The 18113-nt window shown below is 30.2% G+C and carries 15 protein-coding genes; 4 read left to right on the top strand and 11 right to left on the bottom strand.

Translation table 11 applies throughout. The annotated features are described in order from the left end of the window. Positions 1-316: 316 nt before the first annotated feature. On the bottom strand, positions 317-1450 hold the full coding sequence (locus ACN4EE_RS17490) for an anhydro-N-acetylmuramic acid kinase (RefSeq protein ID WP_431707753.1): 1134 nt from the start codon (positions 1448-1450) through the stop codon (positions 317-319). Positions 1451-1792: 342 nt separating this feature from the next. Here ACN4EE_RS17490 and ACN4EE_RS17495 point away from each other — a divergent pair, with 342 nt between their 5' ends. Continuing rightward, the gene (locus tag ACN4EE_RS17495; protein ID WP_431707754.1) at positions 1793-4570 is read left to right on the top strand and encodes a cyclic nucleotide-binding domain-containing protein; all 2778 of its coding nucleotides are present in this window, start codon (positions 1793-1795) and stop codon (positions 4568-4570) included. Positions 4571-4910: 340 nt separating this feature from the next. Here ACN4EE_RS17495 and ACN4EE_RS17500 read toward each other — a convergent pair whose 3' ends face one another. After that, complete coding sequence (locus ACN4EE_RS17500; RefSeq protein ID WP_431707755.1) at positions 4911-5045, bottom strand: hypothetical protein; 135 nt, start codon at positions 5043-5045, stop codon at positions 4911-4913. A 53-nt stretch (positions 5046-5098) separates the two neighbouring features. Between ACN4EE_RS17500 and ACN4EE_RS17505 the strand changes: the two genes are divergently transcribed. The 3 genes from ACN4EE_RS17505 to ACN4EE_RS17515 are packed head-to-tail and all read left to right on the top strand — an operon-like array spanning position 5099 to position 6094. Further along, complete coding sequence (locus ACN4EE_RS17505) at positions 5099-5311, top strand: type II toxin-antitoxin system VapB family antitoxin (protein WP_431707756.1); 213 nt, start codon at positions 5099-5101, stop codon at positions 5309-5311. After that, complete coding sequence (vapC, locus tag ACN4EE_RS17510; protein WP_431707757.1) at positions 5298-5693, top strand: type II toxin-antitoxin system VapC family toxin; 396 nt, start codon at positions 5298-5300, stop codon at positions 5691-5693. Before ACN4EE_RS17505 ends, vapC begins: the two co-directional genes overlap by 14 nt. 26 nt (positions 5694-5719) lie before the next feature. Then, a complete protein-coding gene (locus tag ACN4EE_RS17515; protein WP_431707758.1) occupies positions 5720-6094 on the top strand; it encodes a hypothetical protein in 375 nt (124 codons plus the stop codon). 261 nt (positions 6095-6355) lie between these two features. On the opposite strand, the gene brxL is transcribed toward ACN4EE_RS17515, so the two are convergent. The 9 genes from brxL to ACN4EE_RS17560 form a co-directional block, all read right to left on the bottom strand. Beyond that, entirely contained in the window at positions 6356-7819 is a 1464-nt protein-coding gene (gene brxL / locus ACN4EE_RS17520; protein WP_431707759.1) for a BREX system Lon protease-like protein BrxL, read from the bottom strand. After that, entirely contained in the window at positions 7806-10028 is a 2223-nt protein-coding gene (locus ACN4EE_RS17525) for a hypothetical protein (RefSeq protein WP_431707760.1), read from the bottom strand. The genes brxL and ACN4EE_RS17525 overlap by 14 nt, the downstream gene beginning before the upstream one ends. A gap of 11 nt (positions 10029-10039) precedes the next feature. Next, entirely contained in the window at positions 10040-14737 is a 4698-nt protein-coding gene (locus ACN4EE_RS17530; RefSeq protein WP_431707761.1) for a hypothetical protein, read from the bottom strand. 99 nt (positions 14738-14836) lie between these two features. Next, positions 14837-15271, bottom strand: a complete 435-nt coding sequence (locus ACN4EE_RS17535; RefSeq protein WP_431707762.1) for a hypothetical protein — start codon at positions 15269-15271, stop codon at positions 14837-14839. Further along, positions 15258-16106 carry a DUF4007 family protein gene (locus tag ACN4EE_RS17540; RefSeq protein WP_431707763.1) on the bottom strand — a complete coding sequence of 283 codons (849 nt, stop codon included), beginning with the start codon at positions 16104-16106 and terminating at the stop codon, positions 15258-15260. The genes ACN4EE_RS17535 and ACN4EE_RS17540 overlap by 14 nt, the downstream gene beginning before the upstream one ends. A gap of 86 nt (positions 16107-16192) precedes the next feature. Then, positions 16193-16540: a HepT-like ribonuclease domain-containing protein gene (locus ACN4EE_RS17545; protein ID WP_431707764.1), complete on the bottom strand. Its 348-nt coding sequence runs from the start codon at positions 16538-16540 to the stop codon at positions 16193-16195. Beyond that, positions 16537-16875, bottom strand: coding sequence for a nucleotidyltransferase family protein (locus tag ACN4EE_RS17550; protein WP_431707765.1), 339 nt, complete (start codon positions 16873-16875; stop codon positions 16537-16539). Before ACN4EE_RS17550 ends, ACN4EE_RS17545 begins: the two co-directional genes overlap by 4 nt. 15 nt (positions 16876-16890) lie before the next feature. Further along, positions 16891-17157, bottom strand: a complete 267-nt coding sequence (locus ACN4EE_RS17555; protein ID WP_431707766.1) for a type II toxin-antitoxin system Phd/YefM family antitoxin — start codon at positions 17155-17157, stop codon at positions 16891-16893. Between the two features lie 21 nt (positions 17158-17178). Next, complete coding sequence (locus ACN4EE_RS17560; RefSeq protein WP_431707767.1) at positions 17179-17979, bottom strand: phosphoadenosine phosphosulfate reductase family protein; 801 nt, start codon at positions 17977-17979, stop codon at positions 17179-17181. Positions 17980-18113: the final 134 nt, after the last annotated feature.

Raw genomic sequence — 18113 nt, forward strand, 5'->3', positions numbered from 1 at the left:
TTTAGCATTATAAATGAGTAATTTTAAAAAGAATTAAGTAAATTTTTGTTAACTGTTGTTAGCTCCCCTTTTGGTGGGGAAGGCAGGACTCGAACCTGCAACCGACGGGTTATGAGCCAAAATTAGGAACTTGCTTTGCATTATGCGGAAAGTAATAATTTAGTGACAATTTAATCAAGGAACTTTCTTTGCATCCTGCGGAAAGTAAAACGCTGCTCTACCATTGAGCTACTTCCCCTTTATCTATTTTCAGTTTAACAATAAAACATCGAAAAATATAACTGATGATTCTAAAGATATTCTTAACTCCTCCTTTTTACTGATGACTGATTCCTAAAACAACTTCTTTTTTCGCTCCCGTAACACAGGGTAAATTACCTGCAAAATTATGGACGTGCCAATAGGCTAAAATAGCAAAGGCGATCGATTCTTTAAATTCACTACTAATACCCAATTCATCGCTAGTTAATAAACGAGTATCAGGAAGATAAGACTGTAAACGCTCCATAAGATAACTATTGCGACTTCCTCCTCCAGCTAAAATTACCTCATGGGGTAAAGAAGGTAAAAAACGATGGTAACTATCGGCAATGGAAGCCACCGTCAACTCTGTTAAAGTTGCTAACCAGTCAGCATCACTCAAGTTATACTTTTGAGCATCTTGACGACAATGCGCTAAATAATGATGTCCAAATAACTCTCTCCCTGTGGATTTAGGGGGTTTATGATGAAAAAAGTCCTGTTTTAACCACTGTTTCACTAAGGCTTGACAGGGTTTGCCTTGACGACTCCAATCACCATTAAAATCAAAAGTTTGTTGATTATTAGTCAACTCTTGCACCGCTAAATCTATTAAAGCATTCCCCGGTCCCGTATCCCAACCGATAATTTTTTCCTGCCATTGACGGGTATGAGTGGAAGGTAAATAGGTGGCGTTACCGATACCGCCAATATTTTGTAAACAACGGCTATGACGAGGATGGTTATATAAACATAGATCAATTTTAGACACCAGAGGCGCACCTTGCCCTCCTACGGCAATATCAGCGACTCGAAAGTTATTGATGGTTTTAATACCTGTTTTTTGGAAGATAACATCTCCTCTCCCTAATTGCAAACTATAGCCTAACTCGTTTTTGTGGGGCGGTTGATGATAGACTGTTTGACCATGAGAACCGATTAAGTCAATCCTCATGTTTGCAGGAATAATGTTAATGACGGCTTGGGCAAATTCTAGCGCGATCGAATGATCTAATTGAGCAAATTCAGCCATAGTCAAGGATTTACCCTCACACACTGCTAAAATTTCAGTCCGCAAAGCAGGGGAATAGGGGAAAGTTTGCCCTACTAATAAATTTACCTTTAAATCTAATCCTTGCCCTTGAATATCCACTACGGAGGCATCAATGCCGTCAACCGAAGTGCCACTCATTAAACCTACAACTATCATAGTTTATATTACCTAAATAATGGTTCGATCGAGAACAACGTTTCTACTCAATCTTATATCAGATTCGATTAAATAATTATATGGAAGTTACGCACTTGTAACAAAAATCAAGGGATTAAGATTCCTTCGCTACGCTCGGAATGACAAAATATCATTATTGGTACTTGCTTACCTACTTATAGTAAAATTTCTCGCTTTAATTTGATAAATTTTATGGATGTTTTGTTGGGTTACGTTATCACTAACCCAACCTACAAGATTAACTAATTTTCTTTTTTTTTGATATACTTTTAACTATAGATAAAAAGCTATTGAGTAAACTTATATCATAGAAAACTAAGTATGTTTAACAAAACTACAGAAAAAACCATGCACTCGGTGAGGTGGATTTTAACTTTAGGGTGGCTTGTGTTAATATTATCTTTGTTTTATGATCCTATTTCTCCTTTACTGACTTCCCCTGATAATTTAGGTAGCCCTTTAAGAGTTAATTTAGATGCTTGTGTTTCCGTTCAAAATGTTTGTTTAGAGAAAAATTATTATTATTTAGGCGCTCCAATTTTTTGGGGAATTATTGTGCCTAGTGGTATCTTTATTTTACTTATTTTTGGTCATGAATTATGGCGTAGAATTTGCCCTTTATCTTTCCTTTCTCAAATTCCTAGAGCGTTAGGTTGGCAACGAAAAATTAAGCGAGTTAGTAATAATGGTTCAGTGCGTTTTGAAATTCCTAGAGTTGATAAAAATTCATGGTTAGGACGCAATTATTTATATGTGCAATTAGGCTGGTTTTTTATCGGTTTATGTTCTCGAATTTTGTTTGTTAATGCCGATCGAATTGCCCTTGCTATCTGGTTATTATTTACTATTTTTGTCGCTATTTTTGTTGGTTATTATTATGGAGGAAAATCATGGTGTAACTATTTCTGTCCCATGTCTCCAGTGCAAAAAATTTACGCCGAACCTAATTCATTATTAGGTAGTAAAGCCCATATTACCGATGATAAAATTACTCAATCCATGTGTCGAATTATCGAAGATAATCAGGAAAAAAGTGCTTGTATTGCCTGTCAAAGTCCTTGCATTGATATTGACTCCGAAAGAAGTTATTGGGATGCTATTAACCACAATAATCGACAATTATTATACTATGGTTATTTTGGTTTAGTTATCGGTTATTTTCTCTATTATTATTTATATGCAGGTAATTGGGATTACTATTTTTCAGGAATTTGGGCTTATGAAAAAAATCAATTAGGTACTCTTTTTAACCCCGGTTTTTATCTGTTTAATCAACCAATTCCTATCCCTAAAATTATCGCTGTACCCCTTACTTTGGGCTTCTTTACTGTTATTGCTTATTATTTAGGTAAAACCGTTGAAAAATTTTTACAAAATAAATATAAAAATCGTCTTTCTTCTGAGTTAATTAGACATCGTATTTTTACAGTTTTAACATTTCTTATTTTTGACTTTTTCTTTCTTTTTGCAGGTCGATCGTGGTTAGCTTTGTTACCGATAAAGGTTGAATATATTTGGGATTTATCTTTAGTTTTTTTGAGTTCAATTTGGTTATATAAAACATGGAATAAAAGTTCTGAATTTTATAACAAAGAAAGTCTCAGTAATCGTTTCCGCAAACAATTGAAAAAATTAGGCTTAAATATTAGTCGTTTTTTAGAGGGGAAATCTCTGGAAAATTTGAGTACTGATGAGGTTTATGTTTTAGCAAAAGTTTTGCCCGAATTTACTAAAGATAAGCGTCAAGAAGTCTATAAAAATGTCTTAAAAGAATCTTTAGAGGAAGGTTATGTTAACACCGTTAGCAGTCTGGAAGTTTTAGCTCAAATTCGATCGCAACTAAGCATTACCGATGATGAACACCGTATCATATTAACAGAATTAGGTGTGGAAGACCCCTCTTTATTAGATGCTTCTAAATTACATTCTGTCGAAAATTCTGTACGTTTAACAGGGTATCGCAAAGCCTTAGAAAGAATGCTATCCCTACAGCAAAAAACTTCGATCGAAGACTTACTACAAAATAATTCTCAAGACATACGCAAACTCAAACAGGAATATTGTATTACTTACGAAGATGAGGAGGAAATTTTACAAGGATTACACCCTGAATCTGGTATCATCGCCAAATCTGAACATATTTTAGCACAATTAAAATCTTTAATCGAATGTTATCACAGTCTTAATCAACCTCGTTTTTTACCCCAAGAAGAAGTATTAAACCTATTAAGAAAAGCTGTTGCCGAGAAAAAGCGTCTTTTAGTGAGAGGATTGTTAGAAATTATCGAAAAAAGCGAAGATTTGTCAATTAATCAAAAAATTGCCCAAAATTTGGCGAATCTTTCCCCTAGTGTTTTATTTGACGTGTTAAACAACTCTACCTCTAATTGGAGTGAGAGATTACCTGAAAATGTTTTATTGATTCTTCAACAACCGAGTAATAATGTTAGTTGTGCCTTAGATATAGATGAAAGTACAATTATTGATTATTTACAAAGTTTAGTCTTAGAATCTAATCCCATTATTCAGGCAATTAGTCTTTATATTTTAGCTCAAATTAATGGACAAATTGCTCAACAAGAGGCGGAAATTATCTTAGCTAAAAAGCCTCATTTTTTAGTTAAAGGCATAGGAAATATGTTAATTAAATCTCAAGAGTTAACCTTTGATAAATGTGAGATTTTAGAGAAAATTATTTATTTAAGTAACGCTTCTTTTTTTGAGGGAGTTTATAGCAATACTTTAATTAAATTAGGAGAGTTATCTTATTTCAAAAATTATCAAGAAAATGAGGTTATTTCCGATGAGGGAGATACTTGTCGAGAGTTATTATTATTAATTGAAGGTAGAGTAGAAATTATTAAACCTTCTGCGAATGATACTCCGATTATATCTAGTTTATTACCCGGTCAAATTTTAGATGAATTGGAAGTTTTAGCCCATGAAAAACAGTCAGGAAAAATTATTGCAAAAACGAGTCCTACCAAAATTTTAGCTATTGCAGTGGATAGTTTTGATGAAATTTTAGATGAAGATCATGAATTTTCTCGACATATTTTGGAATTAGAAACGAGTCGTTTAAAACAAATTTTCAGTTAACAAAAATAGCCTCTTGAATTATTGAGCAAATCCTTAATAAATTTTATGGATGTTTTCTTGGGTTACGTCATTACTAACCCAATCTATAGCATTTTTCACAATCTTGATAAGTTAAGAGATTTGTTTATAATCTTCTCATAATATGAGATGACGTGCGGAATGTGAGCTAGATAGCAACTTAGAAAGTTGTGTTTTTGCCTCGTGTATATTAAATACTCTAAAATCAGTTTTTCCTTTACGATAAACAGCAGATTCATCCCCACAATAACCCCTTTTTTATTAAAATTGTGTGCTTTGCAAAGAAGTTTTAAGGGATCAAAATTTTTTCTCTGAGCATGATCTAAAATGTTATAAGAATATAATCTATACTGCTACTATTGTCAAAGTTATTCATCATATAATCAGACACCTTATCAGCAACCTTTCGATCGACGGGGGCTGTGGAGTGATAATCTAAGTAGATAGGATTAGACATTAAGAATTATTTAGTGTATAATGTTTTTATATTTACACATTTTACACAAGAAAATGAGAACTAATATTGATCTTGATGATAGCTTACTAGAAGAAGCCTTCCGTTTAACTAATATGAGAACGAAAAAAGAGTTAGTAAATATGGCTTTAAAAGAGTTAATTCGTAATCGAAAAAAACTGAATTTATTAGATTTAAGTGGAAAAATTGAATTTAGAGAAGACTATAATTATAAGGAGTTAAGAAATAACGAAAATGTATCTAATTGATACCTCTGTTTTGATCAATATTTTTCGAGATAAAACAGGAATTAAAAGAAAAAATTTAGAAAATATTATTCAAGATAATCCTTTCTTTTTGAGTCATTTTATCCAAATGGAATTATTACAGGGTGCTAAAGATGAAAAAGAATGGCAACTATTAGAAGTTTATTTACATGATCAAGATTACCTTACAGAAAATAGTTCTATCTTGATTAACTCTGCTCGTATTTTCTATGATTTAAGACGTAAAGGTTTAACGGTTAGGAGTAGCATTGATTGTTGTATTGCTCAACTAGCTATCAGTTATAATTTAATTTTAATTCATAATGATAAAGATTTTGAAGTTATTAAACAAGTGAGAAATTTACAAACTATTATCTTAAATTGAATCTTACTTTTTATGTTTTATATATTATGACAAAAACAAAAATAGGCAAATACTTAACATTAGAAGAATTTTGTATGTGTACTAATACATATAATTTATTTCCTGATAAAATTGATCCATTTCCAAAAGAAAAAGAAAGTATTCAGGCAATTAAAGACTTAAATAGATATATTATTGATCCTATTATTGATCATTTTGGTTATGAAGAATTTAAACTTACTTATGGATTTTGTTCCGTTGAGTTAAAAAAATATTTGAAGAAAAAAAATCCAAAAACTGGTAAACAATATGGAAGAATAGCACCTGAGTTAGATCAACATATGTGTTATGAAAAAATCAAAAAGGAAATTTATTTTGTAAAAGACTTGGTGCCGCTTGTGATTTTACAATTACTAATATAAATAGTGATCTAGTAATTAAATGGATATACAAAGAACAACTTCCATTTGACAGGATGTATTTTTATGGAAAAAATCGACCAATACACATTAGTTATGGCTTAGATAATAGTCGTGATTTTTGGATGTTTGATATTACTGAGAATGGCAATATAATACCTCATAAAATTTCATTAATTGACTTTATAAATAATTATTGATTATTCTACATTTTTGATGATATTTTAGTAATTTAAAGTTAAACTTGATTTTTAGAAAATATATCTATATTGCATTAACAATAATTTCTTTTTCATATTGTTTATATTCATCATCAAGATTATAGAGTAAACTATGAATTTGCTGACGTAAAAAACAAGCTGGTTTTAAACAATCATTCCAATAATCTTGTAACGTTAAATCAAGATGAGGATAGAGAATTTTTAGGAATCCCGATGCTGTTTTTATAATTCCTTGTTGATGTCGAATAGAAACTTTAGAAAGAAAACTTGTATGGGTTTCTGCATATTGTTGGAAACGGGTATCTCTCCTTAAGGCAAATAAAACTTCTCCAAAAAAGTCCATTTTCAATCCGATTTGATTAGCTATCATTTCCTTTTGAAACTTAGGTATCTCCCAACCCGGTAAAATACCAGCAAAACGATCTAAAAAAGCCGTTTCTGAGAAAAATTTAGGTAAATTAGCCATTAAATTATAGTCATTTTTAGGGCGTTGATATTCGTCTAATTCAATATTTGCTAATAATACTAAAGAACAATCACTAGCTATATCAGAATATCCACCACGATTATAACTTCCATTGGCTAAATAAGTTTTTAATGGTCCAATAATTTCATCAGGATTATCAAAAGTTAAACTTTGAACTTCATCTAAAACAACCACATTATAACGTCCTAATAAACCAACTTCTCTCGTTTTTCCATCAATAAATAATCGTGCAGGAGTAATTTTTCCTCCACTAACTACCGAAACTTTATTATTAATATTTTCATAAAAAAAACTTTTTCCTGTGCCTTTTGGTGCTAATTCAATTAGATGAAAATTAGGTTCAACCAAAGGTAATAAACGACTTAAAATCCATGTTTTTGCTTGGTGATTATAGTCGGGATGTTCAGGGTTAAAACCCATCGAACAAAACATTAAATTTCGCCATTTTTCTGTGGTAAATTGAGAACGTAATTCTCCATATAATTTTAAATCAACTGCTGAACATTGAAAAGGAGCAAAATCGATAACTGATACCTTAAATTTACCTTTCATATCGGGGCTATATCTTAAAGTAATTTTCCCCCATATTCCTTGTCTTAATAATCGACGATGACGGTTAACTATATCTGTAGATATTTCACAATCGGTTAAATTTAGAACAGGAATACTAGCAATAGGCTCTGAAATTTGTTCGGAGTTTTTTTCTAATGTTATCCTTACCTGCATTAAGCCAATTAAGGTATAAATTCCTCCCTGAGTTAACTCGAATTTTATTTCTTCTTTATCATCTTTACGAGGGAAGGCTTTATCAACGAAATTACGGACTTTTTCTTTTTCCCCATCGTTTAATTCTCCTGTACCTGCTACAATATGTTCTAAAATCCATTCTCCGACAAAACTAGGCACACCAACACTGGTTAAACTACTTGAAGGTAAGCGTTTTTTATCAATAGAAAGTGAACCAAATACTTTAGTTACTAATTCATTATCATAAGTTGAATAATTGTTAGAAAAACTCATCCAAACCTCCTGTAAATCCACTGGTAAATATTTGTTGAATTGTTAATAATGATTGAGAATCTAATTCTGCTTCTCCCAGTTCAGCATTAGCAAAATTAAAGGTTATTTTTCCAGATAAAGTAAAAGAATTGTTATCATTATCTGGTGGTAATTCTGGGTATTTATTTATCTCTAATTTATGATTAATTTTTTGATTAGGGGAAATCACTACATTGAGTATTTTTCCCATTTTTAATTCTTCAATTTCATTAACATATAAACATAAATTAGTCAAAGATACTCTATTAGGATTATCAATAATGATTTCTAATTCTCCTTTGTCTTTCGCTTTTCCTTCTCCCTTGCAAGTTATCCATACAGGTAAACGAGAAATATTTTGACTCAAAATTGAAAATCCTACTACCACTTCTTCAGGAAATAAGCCTCCATGATTGCCAATAATTTTCTGATTTTGTGTATAGTTAAAAGAGCCTAAAGAATCCTGATTTTTTACAACACTAATATCATAAGGCAAATCAAATTTTTGAGCAGAAAGTACAACAAAACGAGAGTCGTCAGTTGTGCCTATTGCCATTCTACCTTGAGGTTTTAAATTATTAGGATAGTTATTTATTTTATCAACTTCTCCTATTATTTGACCATGATCACTAGCAATAATAATTTGTAATTTTTCTGGTTCAGGATATTGTTCTAAAAAGTGCAAAATATCTTTGACAATTCCATCTAAAACTTTTTCACGCTCCAGTTGATATAAGGTTTGCCAATCAGTTTCATGATGATATAATTCATCTAGTTGAGTGGTATCCCAACAATAAATTTGATATTTTTTTTGTTGCAAATCTTCTATTAATTTTGCTTTATTTCGATCGGTATAACGATACCCGTTATTAATAAAAGAAAAACCATCTCCTGCATTATTATTCCAAGAATTATGATTAGGCAAAAGTTGAGTAAACAAACTCCATTTTGCATATTCTGTTTTAGTGGGTAAAATGCTGAATTTAGGCTGAATATCTTGTTGAATATATAATGACTTTTTCTGTGTTAACTTTAAAATAAGCTCTCGATGATCTAACCATCCTAAACCATCAACTATAACCCAAAGAATCGGGTTATTTTTCGCTAGTTTTTCTACCTGTGGAGTGACACTATAATTTAACCATGATTTTTCTACATTATCTAATTTTAATTCGGGATAATTTTTCACAATCCAATGCACAAAACTGTCGGCTAAGTTACTACTAATCTGATGTTTTTCTTTATTATTTTTACTCATGTTATCATTAATTTCCCATAACCGAAAAGGTAAATAATGATTAGTTACCCATTGTAAACAGTCATCAGGTTTAGCATCAATATTTAATGATTTTGGTTGTGGAGGAGGAATAAGTTGATTAAGTTTTTGTCTTTTATCTGCATGGAGATAAATACTAATTTTTGCTACTCTATCAGGAGTAATCCAATTAGTTTTTTCTAGGAAAATATTATAAGCTATTTTAGCAATTAGTTTTTTTTGATATTCTTGAGATAATATCAAATTGTCAATTATTTCTCCTTGAGTTTTAGATATTTTTCTCCGCCAAAAATTAATAAATTCTTTTTCGAGAATAACTGGTAATGGCAATGGATAAATCTCTAAATCATCAATTTTATTTAACCCAATACCTACCCAATCTTTTAGTATATTTAATTTATTATTGATTTGATAATATTGTCTTAATTTATCATTGTGGTTATTGACTATAAATTTCTCTAACCAAACTTGCTCAAATACCTGATATTCTTCTGGAATAGCAACACATAGCCATTGGGCAAGATGTGTTTTTGAGGGAGTTATACATTCCCATAGTTTTAATTCTGTGTCACTAATTTCTGCTAATAAATGAGAAATTTTAGTATCATCTGGATACCTATTTAATTGAGTTAAAATATTTAATATTTGTTCATTATTCCATTGAGCAGGAATAGATAAAGGATTTAAGATAGAGGCTAATAAAGGGCGTGGATTTTCTTTGATTTCAATAATTAAATCTATTTTATTCCAAACTTTTAACCATTCTTTTGTCCAAGCACAAGGTATTTTATTTTTAATCCAATAAGCCTCATCTTTTAAGGTAAAATATTTTAGCCATTCTACCTCGTTACTAATAATAGTATAATTTGGCTCTATGGGATATAAATTAGTAGGATCTAAAATTATTTTTGTCATTCTATAACCCCCTAATCGTTTAAATATTGTTCTAATTTATTGTGTAGTAATTGTTTATTTTCAATAGTAAGTTGTTGAAATAAAACAATAATTTGATTTTCTGTATTTTCATTTTGAATCTCAATACATTTTTCTATATATTCTTTGACAATATTTTTCTCTTTTTCTCCAAAGTAATCAAGATACTGATTGTAATTACACTCTATTTCTTTAAGAAGATTATTGGCTATTTTTAATTTTTCGTCTGATAATTCTACAGAATTTTCTAGTAATAAATTATAGTTAATATTTAATTGATTAAGCCATGTGATCGCACCTTCATATTTTTCTTGACGAATAGTATTAATTTTACTTGTTAATTGATGAGATATGAATTGATATTTAGCCTCAATGTTAGGGGAAATATCGTTAATATTTTGATACCATTGATTTAATTGTTGTAAAGTATTTTCATAGTCTTTCAGATCATTATTTCCTTGATATTCGGTAATTTTAAATAGACTTCTCAAGTTATCAATATCTTGATATAATGTTTGACATCTTGAGTATTCTGATGATTTCTCCCAGATTGTTTCTAATTTAATTAACTCTCTGTTAAATTTATCTAATTCTTGACTATTATTAATATCTTGAATCGTGACTTCTAAATTATTCAACTGATTATAACAGTCGGAAATATATTGATTAAGATTTTCTTTTAATTGTTCAATTTCTTGATTAAATCTGTCAGGATAATTTAGCTTTTCTTTTAAATTATTAATTAGTACGATCGAATCTTGACATTCAGTAACATTTTTCAGAAAAGATGGTCTTTTACTTCTTAATTCTTGTAAAATATTTTCATCTTCTTGATGCTTAATTTTGTCCGCTTCTTCTTCATTTTGCCACTCTAAAATTATAGGATTAAGTTGCTGTAAAAGATTCTCTATTTTTTGACAACTGTCTATATCAGTAAAGCGATTTTTTAAGCTATTAATTTCTTGGGATAAGAAAAAAGCCTGATTTTTACTAATATTATTAACTCTTTCCTGCCAAATTTGTATTTTTTGCTCTAAATAATTGTGCCTATCTTTTATATTGTTAATAATCTCAATATATCTTGACTCTTGTTTAATAACAGTAGTTTCTTCTGCTAAATTTTCAATATCTAATAAAGCATCTTGATAATCTTTTTGACTGGCATTATCACTCAAAGTTTTATATCGTAGTTCGATTTGAGATAAACACTGTTTAATAGCTTCTTGATACTGTATGTTTTTCAGAATATTTTTAGCAGTATTTAAAGCATAATTTAAACTATCAATTAAATGAGAAGGTAAAGTGTCAACTTCACTAATTTTAGCCTTAGTATTTTCCAATTCTCCTTGATAACGTCCCAATTCTTGCTCGGTTTTCATCTTTTCTGAGCGTTGAGTTAATTCATCGACAAATTCATTAATTTTATCATTAATTAATATTCTTGCTTTTTGTTGACGCTCTTTTTGATTTTCACTAGCACTAACATAAATTGGATGAGAATTATCAACCTTATTAGAATTAGGATAATTAATCAAGTTAATAACTCGTTTTGGGGTTAATTCTTGTTGTAAAGATACATAAATTAAGATTAATTTTTCAATAGTGGTATCATGGGTTAATTCTTCTGCCTCTTCTACTATTTTAAAATTATTATCAATGATTTTTATACCATCTAATAACTGACTTTTTTTAATTTTTATTTCATCTTTTTTAGATTTTTGTCCTTCTCCAGAGTTAATAAAGTTGTCAATCTCAGTTACTAAATCTTTAGCTTGATTATAGTCAAGAGTTGAGGGAATTTCTGGGCAAATAATTGGTTTATGCTTGATAATTTGTGGGCTTTTACTATTACCTAAAATCCATTTATTAACAAAGTCTTTTGGTTTATCAAAAATATTCGTTTCAGTCCATTTTTTGACAGGTTGAATATCATGAGAAATTTGCTCTGTTTTTCTCTGGGGAATGCCAAAAGTACCACTTATTTTTAGTTCATGATAATGATACCCAAGCCATGCGCCAAAAAGCATCGTAAAAGTATATTCATTATAGCCAAAGGGAGGCTTAGATAAAGTTTTCCAAATATCCTCAATTTTGATGGTTTTTTCTTCTTTATTTCCCAAGTCTGTTAACTCTGAAATTTTATCCCATGCTTGTCTAACATTGCGTTGTGAGGGGATTTGAATTGAATATTTTTGATTGTTAACTTTTAATAAACCCCAATTACTAACAAATACGGGATTAATTAAATTATTATAGGACGCATTAGGAAAATTTTGCGGTTTTAATTCATCTTGTATTAAATGCTTGATAGCATAACCAATAATAGTATTAGCAGGGTTACTTTTTAATGCCATTTTATCGTTTTTTGCAAGGGGAGGTACAAATGAATAAAGCTCATTTAATAGTAAACTAATGATTGCTTGGGGTTGTTTTTCTTCTTGGGCGGTTAACTTACCTTGATAAAGGCAATAATAGTCACAGGATACTAAAATTTCTCTGATTTCTCTGTCTATTTTTTGCTCTAAATCTTGTCTTAATTGATTGTAAGCAGTGCCAGATTCTTGCTTATCATTTTTTCTTCTTATAATATCAATCATGAACAATTCACGGGGTATATCTCCTACAGTTTTATTGGGAATAGCTACGGCGAATAAGTGTTTATTTTGAGATTTAGAAAGTAAGTCATCAATACGATATTTTAAATCCTGTAAATCTTCAATTCTATCGGCTAAAATATAGGCAAAAATTCCTTTTGCTTCGGTATTTTCTAACGTTTTATATCCTAATAATGCTTGTTCAAATTCTTCAATAGTATAAAATTTATTTTCAAAGTACCATTCACCGTTAATGAGTTTATTTTTTTCGATAAAATTTAAAGCCTCAATGTATTGACTTCTTAAATATTTATCTATTTTTTCTTGACAGTATTTTACGGGTAAATTAACTGTCCATTTCTGGGGTTGTCTTTCTGCTTCTTCTTCTATTTGTTGACGAATTTCTAATAGATTATTCCCTGAATAAAAGCGATAAGTGTTATCTCCCGTATTGTAGTAAATAACTTGTCTTTCTTGAGATAATTTTGTTAACGTTTCTGTGGTTTCTGTCTCTGATAAACCGCTCAATTCACTGAGAATTATTGCATGGTTTTCATTATTAGGTTTATTTAATTTATTTCCACTAATATAGAATAGAAAAATAGCTTTTAAAATACTTTCCTCTTCGGTGGTTATAGAAAAAGAAATTGATTGATATGTTTTTTGATATTCAGCATGATAACGAGAAAATTCTGTTTGAGAAAAATCGCTAAAGGCATCAATGAGAGAAATTGCAGGAAGACAATTTAGTAAATTATTTCTTTCTAAAGGTTGATTTTGAATGAATTTTTTAACATCTTCTTTGATATATTGAATTGCAGTTCTTCCTTGGGTAAAATCAAGGTTACAAAGGAGATAAGTCGTCAAAGGATGTAAGGGAAAACTATCTAAAGTAATGTTGCTATGAAATGTTTGTAAATCCCAACCTCTTTCACGATAATAGCTTATTCTTTTCTCAAAACTTTGACGACTATTAATTAATAAAGTATTGCCCCATTTTTGGATAAATTTAGCCCAAATTGGTTGATGGGATTGTTGTACTAATAAACCTTTAATTACTAATTCTAAACTGGAAATAGGCTCATAAGTACTTTCTGGTATTTCTAATCGTGAAGCAAGTTTTTTATAGTCGTCTGCCGATTTATTTGGCACTGATTTTAAGGGGCGTATTTGGGTGAAACAAACTAATGCTATTTTTCCTTTATAATTCTCACAAATATTGGTGATATTTTGTAAGGTTAAACCCCCAGATGCGATCGCATCTCTTGCCCAAGATTGTAAATAGTTATTTAATTCATCAAATAAGATTAATATTCCTGCATAGGGTGCATTTTCCCCTAAACATGATCTTTGTAATAAATTCTCCAAAATTTGCTCTATATTTAAGTCGGTTTCAAAGTCGATAGCGAATCCTTGATTGAGGTGTTTACTAATTTCTTTTACTTGGGGAATTAAACGATAATTTTCTTTAGTTAAAGATTCAATAATATTATCTAAATCTCCTAATTCTGGATAATTATTTTCAATAAAATTATTAACTATCTGTTGCTGTTGTGCCTCTAAACTTTTAAGATAATTTAAGGGTTGTTGACAAAATTCCTGAGCTAATGTATCAGTTATATTTTCCTCTATTAAAGTTTTATTGATTGCTTTGAGAAATGACTGTCTTAAATCCATTTCCTCACCACTTAAACAAATTACTAAATGTTTTTTATTTCTGCGTTTATAGGCTTCTAAATCTTCAACAATACCCGGATTATTAATAGATGCTTTTCTAACTTGTTCTAAAATTCCTTGTGTTTCTTGACTTTCTATAGACTGCTTAAAATAGTTAGCAGTTACTAAAGCAAAATGAGATTTTCCTCTACCATAATCTTGTACAAATAAGTGAATATTTACCTCATTACGACTGCGATAACTGCGTTGAATTGCTTCTAATACTCCTAATGTGGATGCTTTTGGATTGATGGATTCATAATTAAAGACAAAGCCTTGACATAATCCTAAGTTTTTTTCTTTATCTTCCATCATGCCAAAGTTAACGGCATTGGCTAATATTGCTTCTTCATTAACTTTTACTAATTCGCTGATTTGCATAATTTTTACTCCTTTAAAATTAAACGATTTATTGAAATGTTAATTAATCTATAAACTTGAATTAAAAGTATTGAGATATAAATAAATTCACAGAATACTTTAATTGATTTGTAGTAAGTATTTTTCTTGCCAATTAGGTGGCTTTAGTTTAATTGGTAAAATGAGCCATAATATTTTTTCTAAATGCCTCAAATTTGCTAATTTTTGCCAAAATAAAGTAATGGGAGATGAAGGTTTTATATAAAGATAAGTTAAGAGAATATCAAATTCTTTTAAAATAACTACTGGTTTGATTGCCGTTGAACAAATCTCCTTTATAGCGGTTAATTCTTCATCCAAATTTTGTTCTAACATTAAAGATTTTTTCTGGTGATTAATACGGCTTAATAAGTTTTCTCGATAACTAATACATTGGGCATTATTATAAAAAATAAGCTCTTTTAAATCTAATTCGTTGCAGTCATCCCACAATAATAAGTGGATACGATCGCTCGGTTTAGCATCTTTTAGGGATAAAATATTATTGGTTAACATAGGCTTTTTCTAATAAAATTAAAGGATCATCCCAACGGGCAATAGTTTGATAGGGTACGACAGTGCGTCTTTGTTCTATAATTCCTAGTGATTCCAGTTGATTGAGATAATCTTGTAAAGTATCCGATGTAATGCCTAAAACTTGAGTTAATCCCATTTTGTGATAGAGAATTTCATCGGTTAAAACGGAGGTTTCTTTCTCAAAATCTCGCTCCCATAATTTAGCTAAAAAATAGCCAATTAAATAGATATTAGGGGGGATACTTTCCCCAGTTTTATAGGTAGTAATTTTTGTTTCTTTGTCTTCAGTTTCTTTAATAAATTGAATGGCTTTTAAACCATAATTTTCTGTATAAGCTCTTAATAATATACTAAAGTCTTTTTTTATACTTTTGTCAGATGCTTCAACAAAATTTTTTTTAGATATTTCTTCTAAATCCTTCTTTTTAAAACTTATATAATTAGGAATAAAATCATAAACAAAATAAGTCCACCCCCCCCATTCAGCAATATTTTTTGGTGGTTTATTTAGCCCATATGTTCCAAAACTTAAATAAAAGTGCATTAACCATTCCGAATTTAAAGATTTTAAATGGCAATCTAATTTATTGATAATTTCTCCTTCTGAAGTTAACTTTTTTTCTTTAACCAATCCTGCACGAGTCACCCACTTAATTAGCGATTCTACTTTGCTATTTCCAAAACCAGTCCTATCCATTAAATTAGATAAATTATCATCTAATCCTTTATCTTCAGAAGCCGTTTTAATAATTGTTGTAATTTCATCTTTTTTAAAGGGAAAAGTATCGTGAAAACTTAATTGCAATTTGATCATAATATTATTTCTTTATTCTGTTAATTAGTTAAGCTATATAAATTAATTTTTTTTAATATTTGACTTTTAAACATATATGATTAAATTTAACTTGTATCACCTAAATCAGATAATAAAGGTGTAATCATTTGCTTTAATTCAGGAATATCACGATTAACAACATCCCATAAAGTATTAATATTTATCTTGTCATATTGATGGGCAAGAATATCCCTCATTCCTACAATTTCCTTCCAAGGAATAGCTAAATTTTTATTACGAAAATCTATTGATAAACGTTTAACTGCTTCTCCGATAATAATAACTTGATAAAGAATAGCAGATTGTTTTTCTTCGTTACTTTTTAAATCAGATTTTGTCAAATCTTTTGAGAATAATAAAATACGATTTATGGCATTGTAAATATCTAATAAATAAGCATTATCTCTATTCATATTTTTTCATAAATAGTTTGAGCAGTGGTTAAAATTTCTTTGCTACGAATCCAGTTATCACTATCTTTAAGAGAATCTTTAATAGCAATATCTACGGGATAATTAAGTAAGGATTCTAATTGAGATTTAAGTTGAGACATTGTTAATAAACCTTGAGGAGTATTAGGTTGAAAAGAGATGAGAAAATCAACATCACTTTCGTTGTTAAAATCATTCCTTAAAACTGAGCCAAATAAAGCCATTTCTTTGATATTCCATTGTTGACAAATATCAAAAAGTTGATTAAGCGAAATTTGTAAGCGTTTCTCAATTTCAGTCTTAGATAGTAATAACATAATTCCCCTTTAAAATTATAATTTACTCATTAAAATATCCCTGATACTGGATTTTTCTATACATTCTGATAAGGGTGTTTTTCCTCCTTCTTTTATGGATTCAATCATGTTAGGAATTGAGCTTAAATATAAAGTTTCTTGTATAGCATTCCATTCTGATTCAGAAATTAATACCGCATTTCCTGTCTCTCCTTTTAACAAAATCGGTTGATTTTTTTCTATGGCTTGATTAAGGAATTTTTCGATTTTATTGTTATCTTGATTAACTAATATTGTTTCCATTTTTTTGTTTAAATTAAGGGTTTACAAATTACAAACTAAACAAGGTAAAGTCGAATCATCGTCATCTAACACTGACTCTAAAGCCTCTGCTAAAGGGCGATTCGGAGCTTTTTTCTGCTCTCGTGCGATCGATCGTTGATGATGTGCTATGATTTCGTCTTTACGCTCTAATAATTCCAAGAGGGTTTCACCCTGATTCCAAGTATAGGTGCGCCCATCTCGATGATTAGACTCGTATTCAACGGCTTTTGCAAACAAATCAGGATGATTCTCCGCCAACATCACCCATTCGTATTTACGCTGAAAGAAACAGAAAAAACAACCAGAGCGACTGCGCCATTTATAATATTCAGGTAAGCCAATACCGCTTTCTTCTAACAGTCGGAGAATATCTGCTTTAACTAAACCCCTCTCTTTGAAAGGAAAAACGGGTTTAATATTCGGTTTCGTAGAGATGTAACCCTCCCTATTTTCATCGGCACGAATGCCAATATAGCTGATAGCCTCATCATCGCCGACAAACTCCTCAAAAGGCTTAATCTTCATTTTAACCGTACACCAGCGCATCTGCGGAGACGGCAGTAAACCATCATGAATCGCCAACCAATGATCAAAACCCCTATTTTCGCTAAGATAATGTATCTTAATGCCTAAACGGGCTTGTATTCGATCGAGGTAATCGTAGGTTTCTTGAAGTTCTTTGTGCGTATCACAAAAAAAATACTCCATATCGGGAATTTCCTTGTGTAGTAAAATAGCTAAGGCGGTAGAATCCTTGCCACCACTTAATCCTAAAACGTGTCTGACTTTCTTTTCAGCCATGAAAGATAATTGAACTGATTATTAATTTCACATACTAATAATCATAACAGAGGAATAAGTAATCCAGTTGGGGATAAGTAAAAATCCATTGAAACTGTCAGAAAGAGGGGGAAGAGGGGGAAGAGGGGGAAGAG

The sequence above is a fragment of the Geminocystis sp. CENA526 genome (genome assembly GCF_050753365.1).
Taxonomy (GTDB): domain Bacteria; phylum Cyanobacteriota; class Cyanobacteriia; order Cyanobacteriales; family Cyanobacteriaceae; genus Geminocystis.

Bases quoted from the DNA above. Each gene is read 5' to 3' on its own strand.
- ACN4EE_RS17560 (WP_431707767.1), bottom strand. From the start codon at position 17,979: ATGGCTGAAAAGAAAGTCAGACACGTTTTAGGATTAAGTGGTGGCAAG.
- ACN4EE_RS17530 (WP_431707761.1), bottom strand. From the start codon at position 14,737: ATGCAAATCAGCGAATTAGTAAAAGTTAATGAAGAAGCAATATTAGCC.
- ACN4EE_RS17495 (WP_431707754.1), top strand. From the start codon at position 1,793: ATGTTTAACAAAACTACAGAAAAAACCATGCACTCGGTGAGGTGGATT.
- ACN4EE_RS17535 (WP_431707762.1), bottom strand. From the start codon at position 15,271: ATGTTAACCAATAATATTTTATCCCTAAAAGATGCTAAACCGAGCGAT.
- ACN4EE_RS17525 (WP_431707760.1), bottom strand. From the start codon at position 10,028: ATGACAAAAATAATTTTAGATCCTACTAATTTATATCCCATAGAGCCA.
- ACN4EE_RS17505 (WP_431707756.1), top strand. From the start codon at position 5,099: ATGAGAACTAATATTGATCTTGATGATAGCTTACTAGAAGAAGCCTTC.
- ACN4EE_RS17500 (WP_431707755.1), bottom strand. From the start codon at position 5,045: ATGTCTAATCCTATCTACTTAGATTATCACTCCACAGCCCCCGTCGAT.
- ACN4EE_RS17555 (WP_431707766.1), bottom strand. From the start codon at position 17,157: ATGGAAACAATATTAGTTAATCAAGATAACAATAAAATCGAAAAATTC.
- ACN4EE_RS17490 (WP_431707753.1), bottom strand. From the start codon at position 1,450: ATGATAGTTGTAGGTTTAATGAGTGGCACTTCGGTTGACGGCATTGAT.
- ACN4EE_RS17550 (WP_431707765.1), bottom strand. From the start codon at position 16,875: ATGTTATTACTATCTAAGACTGAAATTGAGAAACGCTTACAAATTTCG.
- ACN4EE_RS17540 (WP_431707763.1), bottom strand. From the start codon at position 16,106: ATGATCAAATTGCAATTAAGTTTTCACGATACTTTTCCCTTTAAAAAA.
- vapC (WP_431707757.1), top strand. From the start codon at position 5,298: ATGTATCTAATTGATACCTCTGTTTTGATCAATATTTTTCGAGATAAA.
- ACN4EE_RS17515 (WP_431707758.1), top strand. From the start codon at position 5,720: ATGACAAAAACAAAAATAGGCAAATACTTAACATTAGAAGAATTTTGT.
- ACN4EE_RS17545 (WP_431707764.1), bottom strand. From the start codon at position 16,540: ATGAATAGAGATAATGCTTATTTATTAGATATTTACAATGCCATAAAT.
- brxL (WP_431707759.1), bottom strand. From the start codon at position 7,819: ATGAGTTTTTCTAACAATTATTCAACTTATGATAATGAATTAGTAACT.